At 37.2% G+C, this 17,963-nt stretch carries 17 protein-coding genes; 5 read left to right on the forward strand and 12 right to left on the reverse strand.

What is annotated here, in order from left to right; genetic code table 11:
- Positions 1–18: 18 nt before the first annotated feature.
- The 10 genes from EGS71_RS21855 to EGS71_RS21900 all read right to left on the reverse strand — a co-directional run bounded on the left by EGS71_RS21855 (position 19) and on the right by EGS71_RS21900 (position 9,390).
- Complete coding sequence (locus EGS71_RS21855) at positions 19–459, reverse strand: MaoC family dehydratase (protein WP_000966086.1); 441 nt, start codon at positions 457–459, stop codon at positions 19–21.
- Complete coding sequence (locus EGS71_RS21860; RefSeq protein WP_000922234.1) at positions 459–2,306, reverse strand: ABC transporter ATP-binding protein; 1,848 nt, start codon at positions 2,304–2,306, stop codon at positions 459–461. The genes EGS71_RS21855 and EGS71_RS21860 overlap by 1 nt, the downstream gene beginning before the upstream one ends.
- Positions 2,307–2,680: 374 nt before the next feature.
- Positions 2,681–3,217 (reverse strand): DUF2058 domain-containing protein, encoded by a 537-nt coding sequence (locus EGS71_RS21865; protein ID WP_000240310.1) that lies wholly within the window; start codon positions 3,215–3,217, stop codon positions 2,681–2,683.
- Between the two features lie 3 nt (positions 3,218–3,220).
- Positions 3,221–3,901 (reverse strand): YoaK family protein, encoded by a 681-nt coding sequence (locus EGS71_RS21870; protein WP_001116532.1) that lies wholly within the window; start codon positions 3,899–3,901, stop codon positions 3,221–3,223.
- 5 nt (positions 3,902–3,906) lie between these two features.
- Positions 3,907–5,109 carry a serine/threonine transporter SstT gene (sstT, locus tag EGS71_RS21875; protein ID WP_000889007.1) on the reverse strand — a complete coding sequence of 401 codons (1,203 nt, stop codon included), beginning with the start codon at positions 5,107–5,109 and terminating at the stop codon, positions 3,907–3,909.
- 423 nt (positions 5,110–5,532) lie between these two features.
- A complete protein-coding gene (locus EGS71_RS21880; protein WP_000651464.1) occupies positions 5,533–5,841 on the reverse strand; it encodes an ArsR/SmtB family transcription factor in 309 nt (102 codons plus the stop codon).
- Positions 5,842–6,315: 474 nt separating this feature from the next.
- Positions 6,316–6,882, reverse strand: a complete 567-nt coding sequence (locus EGS71_RS21885; protein WP_000037057.1) for a TetR/AcrR family transcriptional regulator — start codon at positions 6,880–6,882, stop codon at positions 6,316–6,318.
- Positions 6,883–7,219: 337 nt separating this feature from the next.
- Positions 7,220–8,383 (reverse strand): cupin domain-containing protein, encoded by a 1,164-nt coding sequence (locus EGS71_RS21890; RefSeq protein ID WP_000133502.1) that lies wholly within the window; start codon positions 8,381–8,383, stop codon positions 7,220–7,222.
- Between the two features lie 30 nt (positions 8,384–8,413).
- On the reverse strand, positions 8,414–9,007 hold the full coding sequence (locus EGS71_RS21895; RefSeq protein WP_000812864.1) for a Maf family protein: 594 nt from the start codon (positions 9,005–9,007) through the stop codon (positions 8,414–8,416).
- The gene (locus EGS71_RS21900) at positions 9,007–9,390 is read right to left on the reverse strand and encodes a DUF2237 family protein (RefSeq protein ID WP_000022187.1); all 384 of its coding nucleotides are present in this window, start codon (positions 9,388–9,390) and stop codon (positions 9,007–9,009) included. Before EGS71_RS21900 ends, EGS71_RS21895 begins: the two co-directional genes overlap by 1 nt.
- Before the next feature lie 138 nt (positions 9,391–9,528).
- Between EGS71_RS21900 and EGS71_RS21905 the strand changes: the two genes are divergently transcribed.
- The 3 genes from EGS71_RS21905 to fba all read left to right on the forward strand — a co-directional run bounded on the left by EGS71_RS21905 (position 9,529) and on the right by fba (position 12,242).
- Positions 9,529–10,716: a phosphoglycerate kinase gene (locus EGS71_RS21905; RefSeq protein ID WP_001011094.1), complete on the forward strand. Its 1,188-nt coding sequence runs from the start codon at positions 9,529–9,531 to the stop codon at positions 10,714–10,716.
- 124 nt (positions 10,717–10,840) lie between these two features.
- Entirely contained in the window at positions 10,841–11,083 is a 243-nt protein-coding gene (locus EGS71_RS21910) for a hypothetical protein (protein WP_001049828.1), read from the forward strand.
- Positions 11,084–11,204: 121 nt separating this feature from the next.
- Positions 11,205–12,242, forward strand: a complete 1,038-nt coding sequence (gene fba / locus EGS71_RS21915; RefSeq protein WP_001174011.1) for a class II fructose-bisphosphate aldolase — start codon at positions 11,205–11,207, stop codon at positions 12,240–12,242.
- Between the two features lie 118 nt (positions 12,243–12,360).
- Here the strand turns inward: fba and EGS71_RS21920 are convergent, their stop codons facing one another.
- Both EGS71_RS21920 and EGS71_RS21925 read right to left on the reverse strand, forming a co-directional pair.
- Entirely contained in the window at positions 12,361–13,671 is a 1,311-nt protein-coding gene (locus EGS71_RS21920; protein ID WP_000850088.1) for a peptidylprolyl isomerase, read from the reverse strand.
- Complete coding sequence (locus EGS71_RS21925; RefSeq protein ID WP_000682632.1) at positions 13,671–16,109, reverse strand: LPS-assembly protein LptD; 2,439 nt, start codon at positions 16,107–16,109, stop codon at positions 13,671–13,673. Before EGS71_RS21925 ends, EGS71_RS21920 begins: the two co-directional genes overlap by 1 nt.
- A 120-nt stretch (positions 16,110–16,229) precedes the next feature.
- Between EGS71_RS21925 and EGS71_RS21930 the strand changes: the two genes are divergently transcribed.
- Positions 16,230–17,243, forward strand: coding sequence for an aminoglycoside phosphotransferase family protein (locus tag EGS71_RS21930; RefSeq protein ID WP_001096098.1), 1,014 nt, complete (start codon positions 16,230–16,232; stop codon positions 17,241–17,243).
- Complete coding sequence (gene murU / locus EGS71_RS21935; protein WP_000646455.1) at positions 17,243–17,932, forward strand: N-acetylmuramate alpha-1-phosphate uridylyltransferase MurU; 690 nt, start codon at positions 17,243–17,245, stop codon at positions 17,930–17,932. Before EGS71_RS21930 ends, murU begins: the two co-directional genes overlap by 1 nt.
- The last annotated feature ends 31 nt before the right edge of the window (positions 17,933–17,963 follow it).

The following is a 17,963-nucleotide window of genomic DNA, read 5'->3' on the forward strand; positions in this document are numbered from 1 at the left end:
AATCATATCAACGATTCATTAAACATTCTTTTTAAAGACAACGATTTTTGTCGTTGAAATAAGTAAAACATCCCCATGCTGATTTAAGGCTTGCGTAACGTAGCTTACAATACCACGATCCAATTTTGTTTTGGATGGCGTAATGGCGGAAATTTCAGCTTCAACATGAATACGGTCACCAGGCCGAGTAGGGCGTGGCCAACGTAGACTAGATTCTGAGCCTACTAGTCCACCATGAATCGGCATGCATTCAGTCCATAAGCGCATAGTAATTGCCGAGGTATGCCACCCGCTAGCGGCGATACCTTTAAAGATTGGATCTTCTTTGGCTAATTCTTCATCTGTATGGAAAGGTTGAGGGTCATAGTGGCTTGCAAATTGTTTAATTTCATCAAGTGTAATTTCATACTCACGACTGATAAAACGATCACCAATTTTTAAATCTTCTAAATAAAGCATTAATCTTGACCCTGTACTACTTTTTGCTCAATAAGAAAACCGCCCGTTTGACGTTTCCATAATTGTGCATATATACCATTTTTAGCAATTAATTCTTCATGAGTACCTTGCTCTGCAATTTTACCTTCATCAAGAACAATTAAACGGTCCATTTGAGCAATGGTAGACAAACGGTGAGCAATTGCAATAACTGTTTTATCTACCATTAGGTCATTTAAACTAGACTGAATAGCTGCTTCAACTTCTGAGTCTAAAGCGCTAGTTGCTTCATCTAAGATTAAAATTGGTGCATCTTTTAAGAAAACACGCGCAATAGCGATACGTTGTCTTTGACCACCTGACAGTTTGACACCACGTTCACCAACTTGTGCTTCATAACCTGAACGCCCTTTTAAGTCGACAAGTTGAGGAATAAATTCAGCTGCTTTTGCCTTATGCACGGCACTTTGCATATCTTGATCAGTTGCATCTGGACGGCCATATTTAATATTTTCGGCAACTGAGCGATGTAGTAGAGAAGTGTCTTGAGTAACTAAAGCAATATTTGCTCTCAAACTATCTTGCGTAACATCTTCAATATTCTGCCCATCAATTAAAATTGCACCTTCTTTAAGATGATAAAAGTGTAACAGTAATTGGATGAGGGTAGATTTACCTGCACCTGAACGGCCAACGATACCAATCTTTTCACCTGCTTTAATGTGTAGATTAAAGTGATCGATGACATTTTTATTGTTATAAGCAAAGGTCACATCTTTAAATACGATCTCACCTTGTGTGACTGCAAGTGGTTTTGCATCTGGCTTGTCTTGAATATTGATTTTTTTACCAAGTGTTTGCATGCCATCTTGAATGGTACCAACATTTTCAAATAATGCTGACATATGCCACATCATAAACTCAGCCATGCTATTAAGTTTTAAAATCATGGCAGTAGTAGCAGCAATTACGCCTAACGCTGCTAAACCTTGAGTCCATAACCAAACTGCGGTACCAATTACCCCAACAAATAAAACAGCAGACAGTAAATTAATGCTAACTTCAAAAAGAGTACCTAGACGCATTTGCGCATAGACTGTGGTCATAAACTCTTTCATTGACGCTTTTGCATATTGGCTTTCACGCCCAGCATGCGCAAAGAGCTTTACAGTTTGAATATTAGTGTAGGCGTCAGTTACACGACCAGTCATTACAGCGCGTGCATCGGCTTGTTGTTGTGATACTTTGCTTAAACGTGGAATAAAGAACCATGCGCTTAATAAAAATAACCCTAACCAAACCATAAGTGGAATAAGTAATGTGGGTGAGATTGCACCAAGAACAATACTTACGGTAATAAAGTAAATGCTGACGTAAGCCAACATGTCGCCTAAAATAATCCAGAATTCACGGACTGCTAAAGCTGTTTGCATGACCTTTGCAGAAAGTCGACCAGCAAAATCATTATGGAAAAAGTCTAGGCTTTGTTTTAATAAAAGGTTATGGAAGCGCCAACGTAAGCGCATTGGAAAAGTACTATATAAAATTTGATGTTTTATAATAGATTGAATATTAACAAATAAAATGTTAGCAAATAACACGCTAATGAGAATAAGGATGTTTGACGCATGTTGGCTTAAGAAACTTTCAGGCTGACTATTACTAAGCCAATCTACAAGTTGCCCAATTTTTGAAAAGAGCAGGGCTTCAAAGCTAGCTGCACCAGCTGTACATATAATAAGTAGCAATAAATATGGACGCACACCTTCAGTAGCTTGCCAAATAAATGGGAAAAAGCGTGTTGGTAAGGGCTCATCCAAACCTTTGGTTGGATAAGGATCTACAAGTTTTTCAAACCACTTCAGCATGAATGACTACCTTTATACATCAGCTACTTTAGTAAAATTTCGCAATTTAATTTGCAATAAAGTCAGTTAGATCAAACTTAATTAAGGTATTGATCTGTTGGGTGTGTGGATACACGTCAAAGTTTATGTTGTATATCTTTGGCTAAAACTGACATGATTTAGTCAAGACATAAATTTGGAATCGGGAAGAAGCCTAAAAGGCATCGTAAAGACAAAAAATGTTTTATTCATTATATCGATAATAATAGATGAAGTGGTGAATGAATTTGGCTTGAATGTAATTTTTATAAATTTTTTTAATAAATGATAAAATATTAATATTTATTTTAAGCAGTATGAGCCTTTATCCGAATGTTGATAAAGGCTCATAACAGTTACCACATTAAGTCATCCGGAATTACATATGCTGCATATGGATCTTCTTCATCAGTAGTTTGTTCATTTTTCTCAGCATTATTGATCAAAATAAATCCTTTCATTTTTTGATCAATTTTTTCAGCTAAGGCTTTAGGAAGGTAAGCATATTGATCTTGATCTTTAGCAATCACTAAACTGCCTGTAACAAGTGCATTATAAACTTGCTGAGATAGGTAAACCTTTTTAATCTTATTCTCGTCAATAAATTGATAAGCCACATCTCCGGCAAAATCTACAATTTTGTGTTGCTTGATCATTTGAATGATTGAAGCCTTTAATGCTTTTTCTTCGAGTTGCTGCTGCTTTTCTAGATTCAAAGCTTGATCTTTTGCTTGTTTCTCTTTTTGAGCTTTTTCAATATTAGCTTTAATTTCTGCTTCATTGCTTTGACCAGTACGCTGCTCATGCTGAGCTTGTTTGGTAAGTTTTTTCGCTTTTTTATTGTCAACTAAACCAGCTTTGAGTAACTGAGCTTGTAAGGCATTTTTAACCATGACTTAATCCGAATTTGAAGAGGAAGAACTATGAAAGTAAACTGCCCAATACGAAATACTGAGAGTTAAGCTTAAAATTGCTGGAAGCAAAAATGATTGCAATTTTAAATAAGGGTGAACTAAAGCAGCAATTATACCGCCAGATAGAAAACCTATAAAAATAAGTAGATGCAAAATAATGCGGCGATTCTCTACTTTTAAACCTCGTGCTATATAACCAAGTGCAAGCCCAAGATCTGTTAAGACACCCGATAAGTGAGTAGTCCTAATAATGGTTCCTTTATAGTGACTTACCATTGCATTTTGTAGCCCCATGGCGACACAAGCCCATAATAGTCCATATTTTGGAAAATAAGGCAGCAGTAACCAACAGAGAAAAATAAATAGTGAAACTAGACTTAAAGGAAGGCCATACCGGCGGCCTAATTTGAAATGGCTATTGCCTAGAATAAAACCACTGTAAAATGATCCACATACATAACATAATATAACTAGTACTAAATATATGATGTGTTCAAACTGCCAGTTTACCAAACTCATGGCTAGCATACTGACATTACCAGTCATATGCGACACCGATTGATGTAAAAGGGTGATAAGCCCTAATACATTAATCATTCCGGCATTTATTGCCAGTAAGAAGGCGCCAAGTTGGAACCAGTTTGGTAAACTTTGAAATGGCATGTTCTCTATGAGTTTTGTCTTGAGCGAATATCAACTGCGGCTGTAAATAAAACATCGGTAGATGAGTTAAGCGCCGTTTCTGTTGAATCTTGTAATACACTAATAATCATACCTACTGCAACAACTTGCATTGCAATTTCTGATGAAATACCAAATAAGCTACATGCGACTGGAATTAGAAGTAGGGAACCACCTGCAACACCAGATGCACCACATGCTGATATTGTAGCTACAACAGATAAAATAATCATTGTTGCCAAATCAACATGAATTCCTAACGTATGCACAGTTGCTAAAGTAAGTACAGTAATCGTAACTGCTGCACCAGCCATGTTAACAGTAGCACCTAAAGGAATTGAAACGCTCGCAGTTGAAGGATTTACGCCTAAACGTTCAGCTAAATCAAGGTTTACAGGAATATTAGCTGCTGAGCTGCGTGTAAAGAACGCTGTGATACCACTTTCTTTTAAGCATTTAAATACTAATGGGTAGGGATTACCGCGAATTGTTAAACCTACCAGAATTGGGTTAATCACTAGAGCAACAAACAGCATTGTTCCTAATAGAACAGCAAGTAATTGTGCATAACTTTCAAGTGTTGCTAGTCCAGCATCTGCAAAAGTTACTGCAACTAGACCGAAAATACCAACAGGTGCAAACGCAATGACTTTATGAATAATAGCGCTTACAGCATGTGAAACATCCTGCATTACTTGTTTGGTCGTATCCGAGCTATGGCGCATTGCTAAGCCGAGACCAATTGCCCACGCAAGAATACCAATAAAGTTCGCTTCACTGATTGCTTGAACAGGGTTTGCAATAAAACTTAAAAGCAGATTTTTTAATATATCAGCGAGACTACCAGGCGCTTGCAAATTATTATGAGAAACAGTGTTGAGATAAAGCGTACTAGGAAAAGATAAGCTAGCGATCACAGCACTAAAAGCAGCTAATAACATACCTACTACATAGAGTAGTAATACTGGGCGTAAATTTGCACTATGACCGACTTGGAAGTTGGCAATAGATGAGAGAACCAGTACAAAGACTAAAATAGGAGCAACCGATTTTAATGCTTTAATAAATAGTTCACCAAACAAGCTTAAGTACGGCGTAACGGTTGGAAATAATAGTGCGACGCCTATCCCTAAAATAATGGCGATAATAATTTTAGTGACTAAGCTTAATCGAGAAAAGAATTCAAGCATATAAAGGCCTTATTAACCTATTCATGGCTAAAGGTTGAACAAGCTGAGTATTTTATACGTAAGTGATGTGAATCTTAAGCTTTTTTATATCAAGTCATCAGTTTTATAAGGTTTGGTAATATTAAGTTTTTGTTTTTAAATAAATAAAATTGATTTTTTAAAGTGGGGTATCTAATGTTTTGCTTATATTACAGCCAGTAACGCTTAAGTTCTTATTATTTGCCATAAAAATTAGTGAAGAGGGAGAAAAGATATAAAAAGAAATAGGAGAGGTTATTTTTGTTTTTTTAATAGATTGGAATGCTAGAAAAACTACGCGAATTTTCAATCCTCTTTGCTCGGATAATTACCAGCTACCAAGTTGAAAAATCGCATATTTCAGGAATACATTAATATTATTATAATTTTATAAGTTTAGAGCAGTTATTCTATGCAGTATAACTGGTAAAGCATATTTAAAATTGAATGCATCTTATCATCCTTGATCGAATAGAAGATTTGCTTGCCATCACGACGTGTTGAAACGACATCACTTTTACGTAGCATCATCAATTGTTGTGAAAGGGTGGGTTGGGTGATTTGTGTTTTCTCTTCAATTTGAGAGACATTTAACTCCTCATGGGCTAAGTGACATAAAATTAATAAACGGTCAGTGTTAGCTAAAGATTTTAATGTTCCTACGACTGAATCCGCCGCATTTTTCATTTCTTCAATTTGGAGTCCATCTTTCATACTTTATACCTATATCAATATGGCCGGCATAGTATAGATTGATCTTAAGAAAATGAATGTAGCAAAACTAATCAATCCAATTGTTTTTGTTGAAAAGGTTTATAAGTGTAATTGATAAATATATAACATTATTAAGGTAAAACAAGAATTTGTATTTGTTTTGTGTCAAAAGTGTTGCTTTGTGTGAGAAGCGTAATTGTTAAGTATAAATGAAACAAAGTCAAAGAAAATAAATTCTATTTTTCTCTCTATCAATAGTTAAATCTGATTTATATATAAAAGGGCAAGAAAAAAAGATTGTGTTTTTATTTTCTAAAGTTATAATCGATCATGTGCAGACAGGTCTGTATATTCTAGTTTGGGATGATAATTTAAAAAAATGTCAAACTCTAAGCTAGAATGACTTTCAGACGCAGCGTGATGAATAAGAAGAAGATTCAACAAGATAAGAAGAATAATATCACGCTTTATTTTTTAATGTGCAATTTTTTCAAATTCAATGAGTTTCTCTACACGCTTCCAATAGTCATCAATTTTTACTGAACCATGCTCAACTTGGGCTTGAATGGTCATACCCTCTAAAATATTGATTAAAAGCAATGCCAAAGGTCGAGACTCTTCAATTTCATATTGAATAAGAAGATCTTGCATTAATTGTGTTAACCAGATTTTGTATAAAGTTGCTGGTTGATGTGTTGACGGGTATTGTTTTAATACTTCTTCTAAGGCTTTTTGGAACATGCAACCATTAAAGTCTTCACTATTAAACCAATCTGAATACCATAAAAAGATAGCTTTAATACGAGCTAGTGGGTTGGTTTCGTCTTCTTTAGAGATTGCCGCAGTAAGAGAATTTTGTAAAAGTGAGTTTCTTAATAATAAACACTCTTCAATAAGTTTCTCTTTTGAAGGAAAGTATTTATAAAATGTCATTTTCGCTACACCAGATTCACTGATGATACGATCTACCCCTATAGAATTATAACTATATGAATTAAAAAGTCTTAAAGCAGTGGTAATAATGTCATCTTTTTTTGACATATTTTAGTAGCCTCACACAAATATTTTGCTATTAGCCTAAAGGTCGAGTGTACAAATAAAAAGCACGAACGCGAAATTTTACATTGTATTGAGTGTTATTGATAGAAAAAAATAGGTTTTTTAAAAATAATAAAAGAACAAAACTCAATGCTAAGCATTAATTTTTTTATAATTGAATAGCTATGTTTAGTAGTTAATTTTTTGATTTGGTAAGGTGGTTTTTACTATAAGTGGGCCTTTATAACTTTGATTTAAAGATTGGTATATTTAAACATGTATTTATAAAAGAAAAAAGGAGAAATTTTATAATTTCTCCTTTTTATATATTTAGTTAGTATTACTCTGCAGGAGGTAACAACATAAGAATTGAATTATTCAATAATTGAACAATGTTTTCTAAAATATCTGTATTGTTAAGCTCACTATTGAAAGGAATGCTTTTCCCATCGGCAATCGATTTGAGTTGGGTGGCAAAAGATTCCACAATCGGTAATTCTTCTCCATTACCCCAAAACTTTAAAACGCCATTTTGTTCTGTATAAAGTAGACGCGAAGCAGGTTCGAGTAGCAGCTCATAGCCATCTGACAAAATAGCATTTAGGTCTTCAACCTCTATTTCATCTGGTTCTGGAATATTGTCTGGATATTTAGGCTCGCTCATGTAAGACATGAGGGCAGCATCAAGTACTGTTGAATTTTTCAATTGAGCTAGCACTAAATCTCTTAAATAAGCCAACTCTTCCGTGTTTATTTCCCCAATTTGAGGAGGATTCTTACGGGTAATATCGACAACGGGATTTTGAAGTAATTCATCAGTAGCAAATTGATCGCTAATTCTATCGATCATGCCTGAAATATTAGGCATACGGAAACCAAAGGAGAAAGTTAAACAATCATCTTCGGCAACGCCATAATGTGATAATCCAGGTGGAACATATAATAAGTCGCCAGGAGCTAATACTTCATCAAAATGAACATCTATTTCTGGTAGCAACTTTAAAGGTTGATTAGGTACAAATTCAGTGTTTGCATCACACATTTGGCCGAGTTGCCAGCGACGATGACCATATCCTTGAACAAGAAAAACATCATAAAAGTCAAAATGTTTTCCTACTGAACCACCTTTTGGGGCATAAGAGACCATAATGTCATCACGGCGCCATTGCGGAATAAAAGGAAATTTCTTCCATAACTCAGCTATATCAAATGAGTAATGGTCTACTGCTTGAACCAAAAGTGTCCATAACTTTGGTAGTTTTTGAAAATCACCTTTAGTTAAGGGAGACGATTTTACATGCCATTCATTTGGATTTTTATCTTTTTGACGGATAAGACGAGCTGTTACATGGTCTTCTAAAGCGAGTTCTTTTACATCATTCGGCTCTAACATACCCACAATTTCAGGCATAGCATTACGTACAAGTAATGGTTTTTTCTGCCAATACTCTGTTAAAAACTGTTCAGCAGTAATACCGCCTAAAACGGTTAAAGCTTCTGTCATGGAAATAACCTATAAATAAGCTAATAAATATTAAGGAATTTGGAGATTGAGTTGTCTTAAAATCTGACAAAGCTGAATCATGGGTAAACCCATTAGCGTGGTTTGGTCTTGGCCTATCATTTTTTCAAATAAACTAATGCCAAGACTTTCACACTTAAAACTTCCTGCGCATTGTAAGGGCAGATCTAAGTCGACGTATCTTTCGATTTCAGGCGCGCTTAAATTGCGAAACTTAACTTGATAATGCTCAACAAGCGTATGTTCAAAACTTTTTTCAAGGCACTGCACACTTAAAGCAGTACTAAAAAAGACTGTTCGGCCAGAGTTTGCTGTTAATTGAGCTTTGGCATTTTCAATTGTTAAGGGTTTACCAATAAAATCATGAGGAGCATGCTCTCGCCATGCAACCTGATCTGATCCAATTACAATTGCTTCAGGATTTTTTTGTGCAATTAGCTGTGCTTTAGTAAATGCCAGTCTTTTTGCTAAATCATCGGCATGCATTTCACCACAAGGACTCTCGTCAATATCTGGACTAATGCAGATATATTCGATTCCTAAACGATTCATTAAATCTTTACGTGTCTGACTGCTTGATGCCAAAATAATTTTGGGTTGTTTCATTACACTGCAAATTCCATTAATACATCTAATGGAACATAGCTCAATACAGCTTGATGACAAGCATGAAGTTTAACAGGAGGTGCTTGACCAGCTTGATAAGCTTCTACCCAACGAGTTACACAAATGCACCAGAAGTCTCCCGGTTGTAGGCCAGGGAAGCCTGCTTCAGGTAGAGGAGTGATCAGATCGTTTCCGACTTTTTGTGAAAAATTTAAAAACTCAGAAGTCATTTGGGCGCACACCGTATGTTGACCAAGATCTGTTACGGCTGTATGGCAAAAACCATTCCGGAAGTAGCCAGTAATAGGGTCAAAACAACAGCTTGCTAAGGGTTCACCTAAAACATTTAAACGATTGATTTGTGGATCTGGATGAATAGACATAATGGATGAAATATTAGATGACTACCTCTATCATAATCAAAACTTTGGCTTTCTACAGCTTTTATGCAAAAAAACTAACCTTTTTTGATGTAATCATTTAAAATTGGCGCGTTTTTAAAATCATAAAGAGAGCTTTACATGAATTTTCAGCGCATGACTGACCTTAATTTAGCAGGTAAACGTGTCCTTATTCGTGAAGATTTAAACGTTCCTGTTAAAAATGGTGTGATTACTAGCGATGCTCGTTTACGTGCCGCACTTCCAACAATAAAAGCTGCTTTAGAAAAAGGCGCTGCTGTAATGGTATTTTCACATTTAGGTCGTCCTGTGGAAGGTGAGCCAAAGCCTGAACAATCACTTGCACCAGTGGCTGCATATTTAACTGAAGCATTAGGTCAAGAAGTTAAATTATTTACTGATTATTTAAATGGGGTTGAAGTTGAAGCAGGACAAGTTGTTTTGCTTGAAAATGTTCGTTTTAATCCGGGTGAAAAGAAAAATAATCCTGAACTTGCACAAAAATATGCAGCTCTATGTGATGTGTTTGTAATGGATGCTTTTGGTACTGCTCACCGTGCAGAAGCTTCTACAGAAGGTGTAGCACGTTTTGCACCTGTTGCAGCGGCAGGCCCATTATTGGCTGCTGAATTAGATGCACTTGGCCGTGCAATGCAAACACCTGAAAAACCAATGGTGGCAATTGTCGCTGGTTCTAAAGTTTCAACAAAACTTGATGTGTTAAATTCATTATCTGGTATTTGTGACCAACTGATTGTAGGCGGTGGTATTGCAAATACTTTCTTGGCGGCTGCTGGTTACAATGTTGGTAAATCTTTATATGAAGCTGACTTGGTTGAAACTGCAAAACAAATTGCTGCTAAAGTAAGTGTTCCACTTCCTACAGATGTAGTTGTAGCTGATGCTTCACAAATTAACTTCGAAGATTTCTTAGGTTCTTTGGCAGCAGCGCAAGCAGTAATTAAGAAAGTTGAAGATGTCACAGCAAATGATATGATTTTGGATGTTGGTCCTGAAACAGCTAAAGCATTTGCAAATATTTTAACAACTTCAAAAACGATTCTTTGGAATGGTCCTGTTGGTGTATTTGAAGTTGATCAATTTGGTGAAGGTACTAAAGCACTTTCTCTTGCAGTTGCACAATCTGATGCATTCTCAATTGCTGGTGGTGGTGATACTTTAGCTGCGATTGATAAATATAATGTAGCTGATCAAATTGGTTATATTTCAACAGGTGGTGGTGCATTCCTTGAATTTGTTGAAGGAAAAACATTGCCAGCAGTTGCCGTTTTACTTGAACGTGCTTAAAAACTGTTATATTGAAATAAGAAGGGATTGAGTTATCAATCCCTTTTTCATTGATAAGTCATTAAATTGTCATATTCCTGAAATAATATAATGAGTACTAAATCACCAATTGTGGAAAATAGTGATGAATTTAAAACTTACCTTTGCTGCTTTGTTAATTGTCCCAATGATGTTGACTGCTTGTGCGAAAAAAGAAGAGGCGACTCAAGCAGGCCAAGATGCGTCATCTACAGCTGTTGCTGACAAAGTAACTCCGGAACAACAAGCTGCAATCGATGCTCTTGATAAGCCAGTTTTAGATGAAAAGAATACAGATGTGGTTGAAGGTAGTGCATCTAGCGAGACGGCTGCTTCAGAAACGCATTAATTTGTTGTTTTTTGTTAAAAATTCCCTGCAAATGCAGGGATTTTTTTTGAAATACTGTGATTTGTTGCTGAATTGAAATAAATGACAAGGTAGAATAAGCCGCACTACCTGGGAGGATATTATGGCACTCATTTCAATGCGCCAGCTCTTGGATCACGCTGCGGAACATAACTACGGCGTACCAGCATTTAACGTAAATAACTTAGAACAAATGCGTGCAATTATGCTTGCCGCAGATGCTACCAATTCACCTGTAATTGTTCAGGCATCTGCTGGAGCTCGCAAATATGCAGGCGCTCCATTCTTACGCCATCTTATTTTGGCTGCAATTGAAGAATGGCCACACATTCCAGTGGTAATGCACCAAGACCATGGTACAAGCCCTGATGTATGCCAACGTTCTATTCAACTTGGTTTTAGCTCAGTGATGATGGACGGTTCATTAGGCGCTGATGGTAAAACTCCTACAACTTACGATTACAACGTAGATGTAACTCGTCAAGTGGTAGCAATGGCTCATGCTTGTGGTGTATCTGTTGAAGGTGAGATCGGTTGCTTAGGTAGCCTTGAAACAGGTATGGCTGGAGAAGAAGACGGTGTGGGTGCAGAAGGTGTACTTGACCATTCTCAGCTTTTAACCTCTGTTGAAGAAGCAAAACAATTCGTTGCTGATACAAATGTTGATGCTTTAGCAATTGCTGTAGGTACTTCACACGGTGCTTATAAATTTACACGTCCACCTACAGGGGATATTTTAGCAATTGACCGTATTAAAGAAATTCATGCGGCATTGCCAAATACTCACCTTGTAATGCACGGTTCAAGCTCTGTACCACAAGAATGGTTAAAAGTAATTAACGAGTTTGGTGGTAATATTGGTGAGACTTATGGTGTACCAGTTGAGCAGCTTGTAGAAGCGATTAAACATGGTGTACGTAAAATCAATATCGATACTGACTTGCGTTTAGCTTCAACAGGTGCAATTCGTCGTTTCATGGCGGAAAACCCAGCTGAATTTGACCCACGTAAGTATTTCGCTAAAACTGTCGATTCAATGAAACAAATTTGTATCGATCGTTATGAAGCTTTCGGTACAGCTGGTAATGCTGACAAGATTCGTCCAATTTCTTTAGAGAAAATGGTTGATCGTTATAAATAATTCCCTTTAGGGTCTGATTTATAGAAACCGGTTATTCATATAACCGGTTTTTTAATGGCTGGGTTTTGTTTACAAAAAAACCTGTGATCAACACAGGTTTTAACGACAAAAGATTAACTTATTTTTGTAAGTTCTTTTTGTCGAGGCTTGGATCTTTAATTTCTACATAAGCATTTGCACGGACTTCACGTAACCAGCTATCAATTTCAGTGTTAAATTGACGCTCACCTAAAATTTGACGTGCCATACGCTCTTGATATTCATGCGTCATATCTTTTTCGCGTTTGTCTGTCACTTGTAAGATGTGCCAGCCGAATTGAGTTTGGAAAGGTTCACTAATTTCACCTACAGGAATTTCCTGCATTTTTTTATCAAACTCAGGAACCATCATGCCAGGCGTAACCCAACCTAGGCTGCCGCCATCACGTGCTGAACCTGTATCATTTGAATAAGTTGCAGCAAGAGTAGCGAAATCTTCACCCGCTTTTAATCGCTTGTAAATGCTATCAATAATTTGTTTCGCATTTTCAGGGCTTACCACTTCGGAAGGTTGAATAAGAATATGGCGTGTTTGATATTGCGGTACTAATGCTTTCTGTTCATTTTGCTTACGTTCTAAAAGTTTTAGAACATGTACACCATCGCGTACAGAAATTAAGTCAGTTGTTTGACCATCTTGCAGTGGAGTAATACGAGCAGCAAGTTCAGCTGGTATGTCAGAAAGAGGACGGAATCCCATATTTGCACCTTCAACTTTTACAGTTGCAGTTGAAAGCTTTTTAAGAGCGTTTAAATCATTGTTTTGAGCAAGTTGTGAACGAACTTCTTTTGCTACATTTTGAACTTCTTGAGGGTTGTCTCCAGAAATTCGCATATGAATCACATGAGCTTGATTACCTAAAGCAGCTTGCCCTTGTGGTGACTTCAAGAAGTTATCTACATCTTGATCACTGATTTTAATGCGAGACATAACTTGCTGTTGACGCAGACGATTAATTGCTAAATCTTCAGCAATACGGCTACGTAAGTTTTCATAAGTTCCAGGTGCAATCGCATCTAATTTTTGTTGAAAGGCTTCTAGGCTTTTGCTACCCGATTGACTTGCAACTTTAAGTACAGCCTCATTTAGACTTTTCTCATCAGGTTTGATGCCATATTTTTTAACTTGTTCAAGTTGTGCTTGACGTAAGATGAGTTGGTCTAATACTTGAAATTGTAAGTATTGTTGAGGTGGAACTTCTTTTTTTTGTGCTTGCAATTCGTGAGCTGCTTCAGCCATTCCTTGTTCAAGGTCACTTTTTAAAATTACGCTATTGTCCACAATTGCCACAACTTCATCAGTAGGTTGGGCAAAACTATGCATTGATGAAGATATTAATACAGCAAGGGTCGTCGCTTTAAAAAACTGTTTAAGATGTTTTGTCTTCATTAACGTTGTGTCCAAGATTGATTAATTTTGTTAAAACCTAAAACGCGATTTTCAAGTAAAGACGCGAGTTTATTGTTTAAACCACCTAAACCTTTAAGTGTAATTTCGGCCATGATCGCGCGCTTTTCACTAACATCTGAAGTTTTCGGATCATCTAGATCGTTATAGTATGAACGGCCATAGACAGAAATACCCCAGCAACATGACTCATAATTAACTCCTAGCAAGAGTTCACGGGCAACATCATTGTCCATGTCATATTGTACGTGGCCCATAATACGCCAATTGTCTTTAATTGGTTGTATAAACGATGCAACAACTTGGTCGTATGTATCTTGGCGACCAGGAATATCTTTACGATAGAAATAGCCTAAGTTATATAGATTTCCTTTATCACCTGTATAGTAAACTTGGAAGTCACGTTGAGCATTATCGCCATTTGACATCCAGGCCGAGTTGGCAGCAATGGTAAAGTTTTGATTAAGTTGGCTTGATAAGCTTATAACAGGGCCAGTTTTACGCTCGGTGTCGAATTCATCTTGGCCTTGTTTTAAAGTGACGCGGCGATCTTCAAAATAATAGCTTTGTCCCACACTTGCACGTAAACGCTCTAAACCTACTGTGTCAAAAAGACTATAACTTACACCTAACGATAAAAAGTTATTGTCTTCAAGGCGGTCATGACCATAGAAGCGGTAAGGGTTAAATAATTGATCGTAACTAATTGACGCAGTGGTTGAGTCAAAGTTAGGGTAGCCATCTTGATTTTTGTATGGCGCATAGGCATAGAAAGCACGTGGTGTAAGTGTTTGTAAATATTTACCTTCACGTTCAAAATTCAAACCAGTGTCCAATGTAAATTGTGGCACAACGACTGATTTGTTTTCAGAGCCGCCAGGGTTATTTAACTGAGTATCTTTATCATAGAAGGTTTGAATAGAACGTACAGAAACCTCAGGAATTACAAAGGCTGCTGGTGTTCGATAGTTATAACGTGTTGCAAACTGGTTATAAATACGCGTACCGCTACTTTCTTGTGCAGAATTATCGTTAATTGATTTCTTAAAGTATGCAGTATCGTTATTGAATTCGTATTGTAAGCCTAATGGATTACCTGTGACATAATTCAACAAGAATTGCGGCAAACGTGCATATGGCTTGTCTGCATCTTTAACTTGAGGATCAAGGGTCTGGAAATCTTCGACTTTAAGCTGTGCTTTTAAACCCGGAATACCATGTTGATAGTTAAGTTCCCAAGCTCTACGTAAGTTAAGATCTGTTTTAGAGATAGGGCTACTATCTAAATCAGAGAAGTAGTCTTTATCTGATGCGTAATTGTATTCAAGGTTGGTAGACCATTGGTCATTGATATTCCAATTATGTAAAAAATGGAAATCTTTACGGTCTTTATCATCATATTCTTTATCAGATGGCAAAATGCCGCCCCAAATCTGTCCGGCACCAAACCCATCCGTCAAATATCGGAATTCACCTTGTAACATTGCACCACGATCTGCTAAGTATCGTGGCGTAATTGTTGCATCGTAATTAGGCGCAAGGTTTAAATAAACAGGAACCGAAAGTTCAATACCACCATCGTTTGAGAAACCAAATTGTGGGTTGAGGATACCTGTAGTGCGGCGGTCATCAATCGGGAAGTTAAAGTAGGGAACTGCTAGAACTGGAACATCTTTTACATATAGTTTTGTTCCGCGCGTAACACCACGCCCAGTTTCTTGGTTCAACTCAATTTTGTTGGCTTGAATTTTCCAACCTGGTTTCTGGCCTGGCGGACAGGTTGTGTAAGTCGCATCATTGAGAACCATTACATTCGGAGAGGTTCTCTCGATCTTCCCAGCATGACCATGGGCATGTTGTTGTTCAGAAATATAAAAACTATTATCTAAATTTCCGGTTTGAGTCTTTAGATTGTAATCAATTTCATCACTTTGAGAGAGTAAGCCGCCTTGAGCTAACTGTACTCGGCCTTGTGCATGTGCAAATGTTTGAGTTTTATCGATGGTGACTTTATCGGCACGAACTGTACGGCCTTCCTGATCTATCACCACGTTTCCTTCCAACACAGAGTCGCCGGCAGGGTTGTAGTGCCCATAATCAGCCGTTACAACTGAAGTAGCTTTATCTGCATCTAACGCTTTAGTTTCAGGATTAATTGGTGTAATCCAAGTTCCTTGGCAGAATGCTGAACTCAAATATTTATTATTGCGCAATTGCGCCTCAGGAGCAGATTTATCAACATAATATTGTTGAAAGAATTCCTGCCCTGGATAGGCTTCCTTAATACTCGCCTTAAGTTGATTATTGTCTATGTTGGAGACAACACCAGCTGACTCAGCATAACTTGATTGTATGGAGCCACTACATAAGAGCGTAAAAATAGCGGTCGCTAAAGGATTAAATTTAAACTGATGCTTCATTGTCTCATTAACCAAGTATGCTAATTCACAATTAATTATTGTCGCATCATAGAGAAAAAGTTTATAAGTGGCTACACTTAACCCTTCAAAAATCTCAGCTTGTTTTAGATTTTATTGCAAATGAATACACAACGTGAACAATTGATACATACATGGCTTACATCTGTTCTTGAAAATGATCAATTTCAGATCGCTTATTTAGCAGGGGATGCAAGCTTTCGACGTTATGCTCGCATCCAGTTACAAAATAAAACGTATATGCTTATGGATGCGCCTCCTGAAAAAGAAGACTGTATTCCGTTTGTGACCATTGACGAGTTTTTTGCAGGGCATGGGGTTCGGGTACCTCAGATCGTTGCAAAAGATTTAAATCAAGGTTTTTTATTGTTAGAAGACTTTGGTGATGTGCTGCTGTCTACATTGTTAAACGATGAAACAGTTGATCAATATTATGAACAGAGTTTTAAACAGCTTATTCATTTGCAATCGATTAATGGGGCTGAACATTTCCCGGCTTATTCTTATGAAAAGCTTTTATCGGAAATGCAGTTGTTAACAGATTGGATGTTACCGTCACTCGATATCCATCCAACAGCTGAGCAAAAGAAAACTATTGATGATGCATTTGATTTCTTGGCTCAGGCAGCATTAGCTCAACCGCAAGTTATTGTACATCGTGATTTTCATAGCCGTAATTTAATGAAAATTGCTAATGAAGAAGAATTGGGAGTAATTGACTTCCAAGACGCGGTTATTGGTGCTGATACATATGATTTAATCTCGATTACACGTGATGCATACGTGCAGTGGAATGCTGAGCGTGTTTATCAATGGTTTAAAGTGTTCTATGAGCTTTTACCAGCATCTGCTAGACAAAACCGAAGCTTTGACCAATTTAAACGTGATGCTGATTTAATGGCAATTCAACGCCATATCAAAATTTTAGGTATCTTTGTCCGTTTGTTCGAGCGAGATGGTAAGTCTGGTTATTTGAAAGATTTACCACGAGTCATGTGGTATTTACTTGAAGAGAGCCGTGGCTATCATGAGCTTGATGACTTCATGGCGTTTATTCACAGTTCAGTAATGCCTAAATTTATTGAAAAATATGGCCCTTATGAGGTTGCAGCATAATGAAAGCAATGATTTTAGCTGCTGGCTTGGGCAATCGTATGCGTCCACTCACGCTATATACACCAAAGCCTCTGCTTGAGGTAGGGGGTAAGCCACTTATTGTGTGGCATATTGAAAAACTTAAGAAAATCGGTGTGACCGAAATAGTCATCAATTCTGCGTGGTTAGCCGACAAACTCATCAGTAACTTGGGAGATGGCTCTCAATTTGGTGTGGATATCCGTTGGACACGAGAAGAAGAAGGGCTGGAAACAGCTGGCGGAATTATTAATGCTTTGCCACTGCTTGGAACAGATCCTTTCATTCTGGTGAATGGAGATGTATGGACTACAATGGATTTTGAAGCTCTACACCATATTAAGTTAAATGATGATTTGGCACATCTTGTATTAGTTGATAATCCTAAACAGCATCCCGAAGGCGACTTTACATTATTAAATGGACGCGCTTTTACATTCGATCAAGATGTGAAGGGCGAGAACCTCACGTTTAGTGGTGTATCTGTTATCCATCCTAAGCTTTTTGATGGATTGGAAGCTGGTAAACGTCCGTTAGCCCCATTGTTGAAGCAAGCCATGCACAATCAAAAAATATCTGGTGAAAAGCTTAAAGGTGCATGGGTAGATGTGGGAACGCCTGAGCGTTTAATGGAGCTAGATTTGCAAATTCGTGAAGGCTTCTACGATTAACTGCGTAATCCCTAATCGTTAACTAGTGTTC

This window comes from Acinetobacter sp. FDAARGOS_559 (assembly GCF_003940475.1).
GTDB lineage: Bacteria > Pseudomonadota > Gammaproteobacteria > Pseudomonadales > Moraxellaceae > Acinetobacter > Acinetobacter baumannii.

Excerpts from the sequence above, each read along its gene's own strand:
- EGS71_RS21855 (WP_000966086.1), bottom strand. The coding sequence starts at position 459 with ATGCTTTATTTAGAAGATTTAAAAATTGGTGATCGTTTTATCAGTCGT.
- EGS71_RS21860 (WP_000922234.1), bottom strand. The coding sequence starts at position 2,306 with ATGCTGAAGTGGTTTGAAAAACTTGTAGATCCTTATCCAACCAAAGGT.
- EGS71_RS21865 (WP_000240310.1), bottom strand. The coding sequence starts at position 3,217 with ATGGTTAAAAATGCCTTACAAGCTCAGTTACTCAAAGCTGGTTTAGTT.
- EGS71_RS21870 (WP_001116532.1), bottom strand. The coding sequence starts at position 3,901 with ATGCCATTTCAAAGTTTACCAAACTGGTTCCAACTTGGCGCCTTCTTA.
- sstT (WP_000889007.1), bottom strand. The coding sequence starts at position 5,109 with ATGCTTGAATTCTTTTCTCGATTAAGCTTAGTCACTAAAATTATTATC.
- EGS71_RS21880 (WP_000651464.1), bottom strand. The coding sequence starts at position 5,841 with ATGAAAGATGGACTCCAAATTGAAGAAATGAAAAATGCGGCGGATTCA.
- EGS71_RS21885 (WP_000037057.1), bottom strand. The coding sequence starts at position 6,882 with ATGTCAAAAAAAGATGACATTATTACCACTGCTTTAAGACTTTTTAAT.
- EGS71_RS21890 (WP_000133502.1), bottom strand. The coding sequence starts at position 8,383 with ATGACAGAAGCTTTAACCGTTTTAGGCGGTATTACTGCTGAACAGTTT.
- EGS71_RS21895 (WP_000812864.1), bottom strand. The coding sequence starts at position 9,007 with ATGAAACAACCCAAAATTATTTTGGCATCAAGCAGTCAGACACGTAAA.
- EGS71_RS21900 (WP_000022187.1), bottom strand. The coding sequence starts at position 9,390 with ATGTCTATTCATCCAGATCCACAAATCAATCGTTTAAATGTTTTAGGT.
- EGS71_RS21905 (WP_001011094.1), top strand. The coding sequence starts at position 9,529 with ATGAATTTTCAGCGCATGACTGACCTTAATTTAGCAGGTAAACGTGTC.
- EGS71_RS21910 (WP_001049828.1), top strand. The coding sequence starts at position 10,841 with ATGAATTTAAAACTTACCTTTGCTGCTTTGTTAATTGTCCCAATGATG.
- fba (WP_001174011.1), top strand. The coding sequence starts at position 11,205 with ATGGCACTCATTTCAATGCGCCAGCTCTTGGATCACGCTGCGGAACAT.
- EGS71_RS21920 (WP_000850088.1), bottom strand. The coding sequence starts at position 13,671 with ATGAAGACAAAACATCTTAAACAGTTTTTTAAAGCGACGACCCTTGCT.
- EGS71_RS21925 (WP_000682632.1), bottom strand. The coding sequence starts at position 16,109 with ATGAAGCATCAGTTTAAATTTAATCCTTTAGCGACCGCTATTTTTACG.
- EGS71_RS21930 (WP_001096098.1), top strand. The coding sequence starts at position 16,230 with ATGAATACACAACGTGAACAATTGATACATACATGGCTTACATCTGTT.
- murU (WP_000646455.1), top strand. The coding sequence starts at position 17,243 with ATGAAAGCAATGATTTTAGCTGCTGGCTTGGGCAATCGTATGCGTCCA.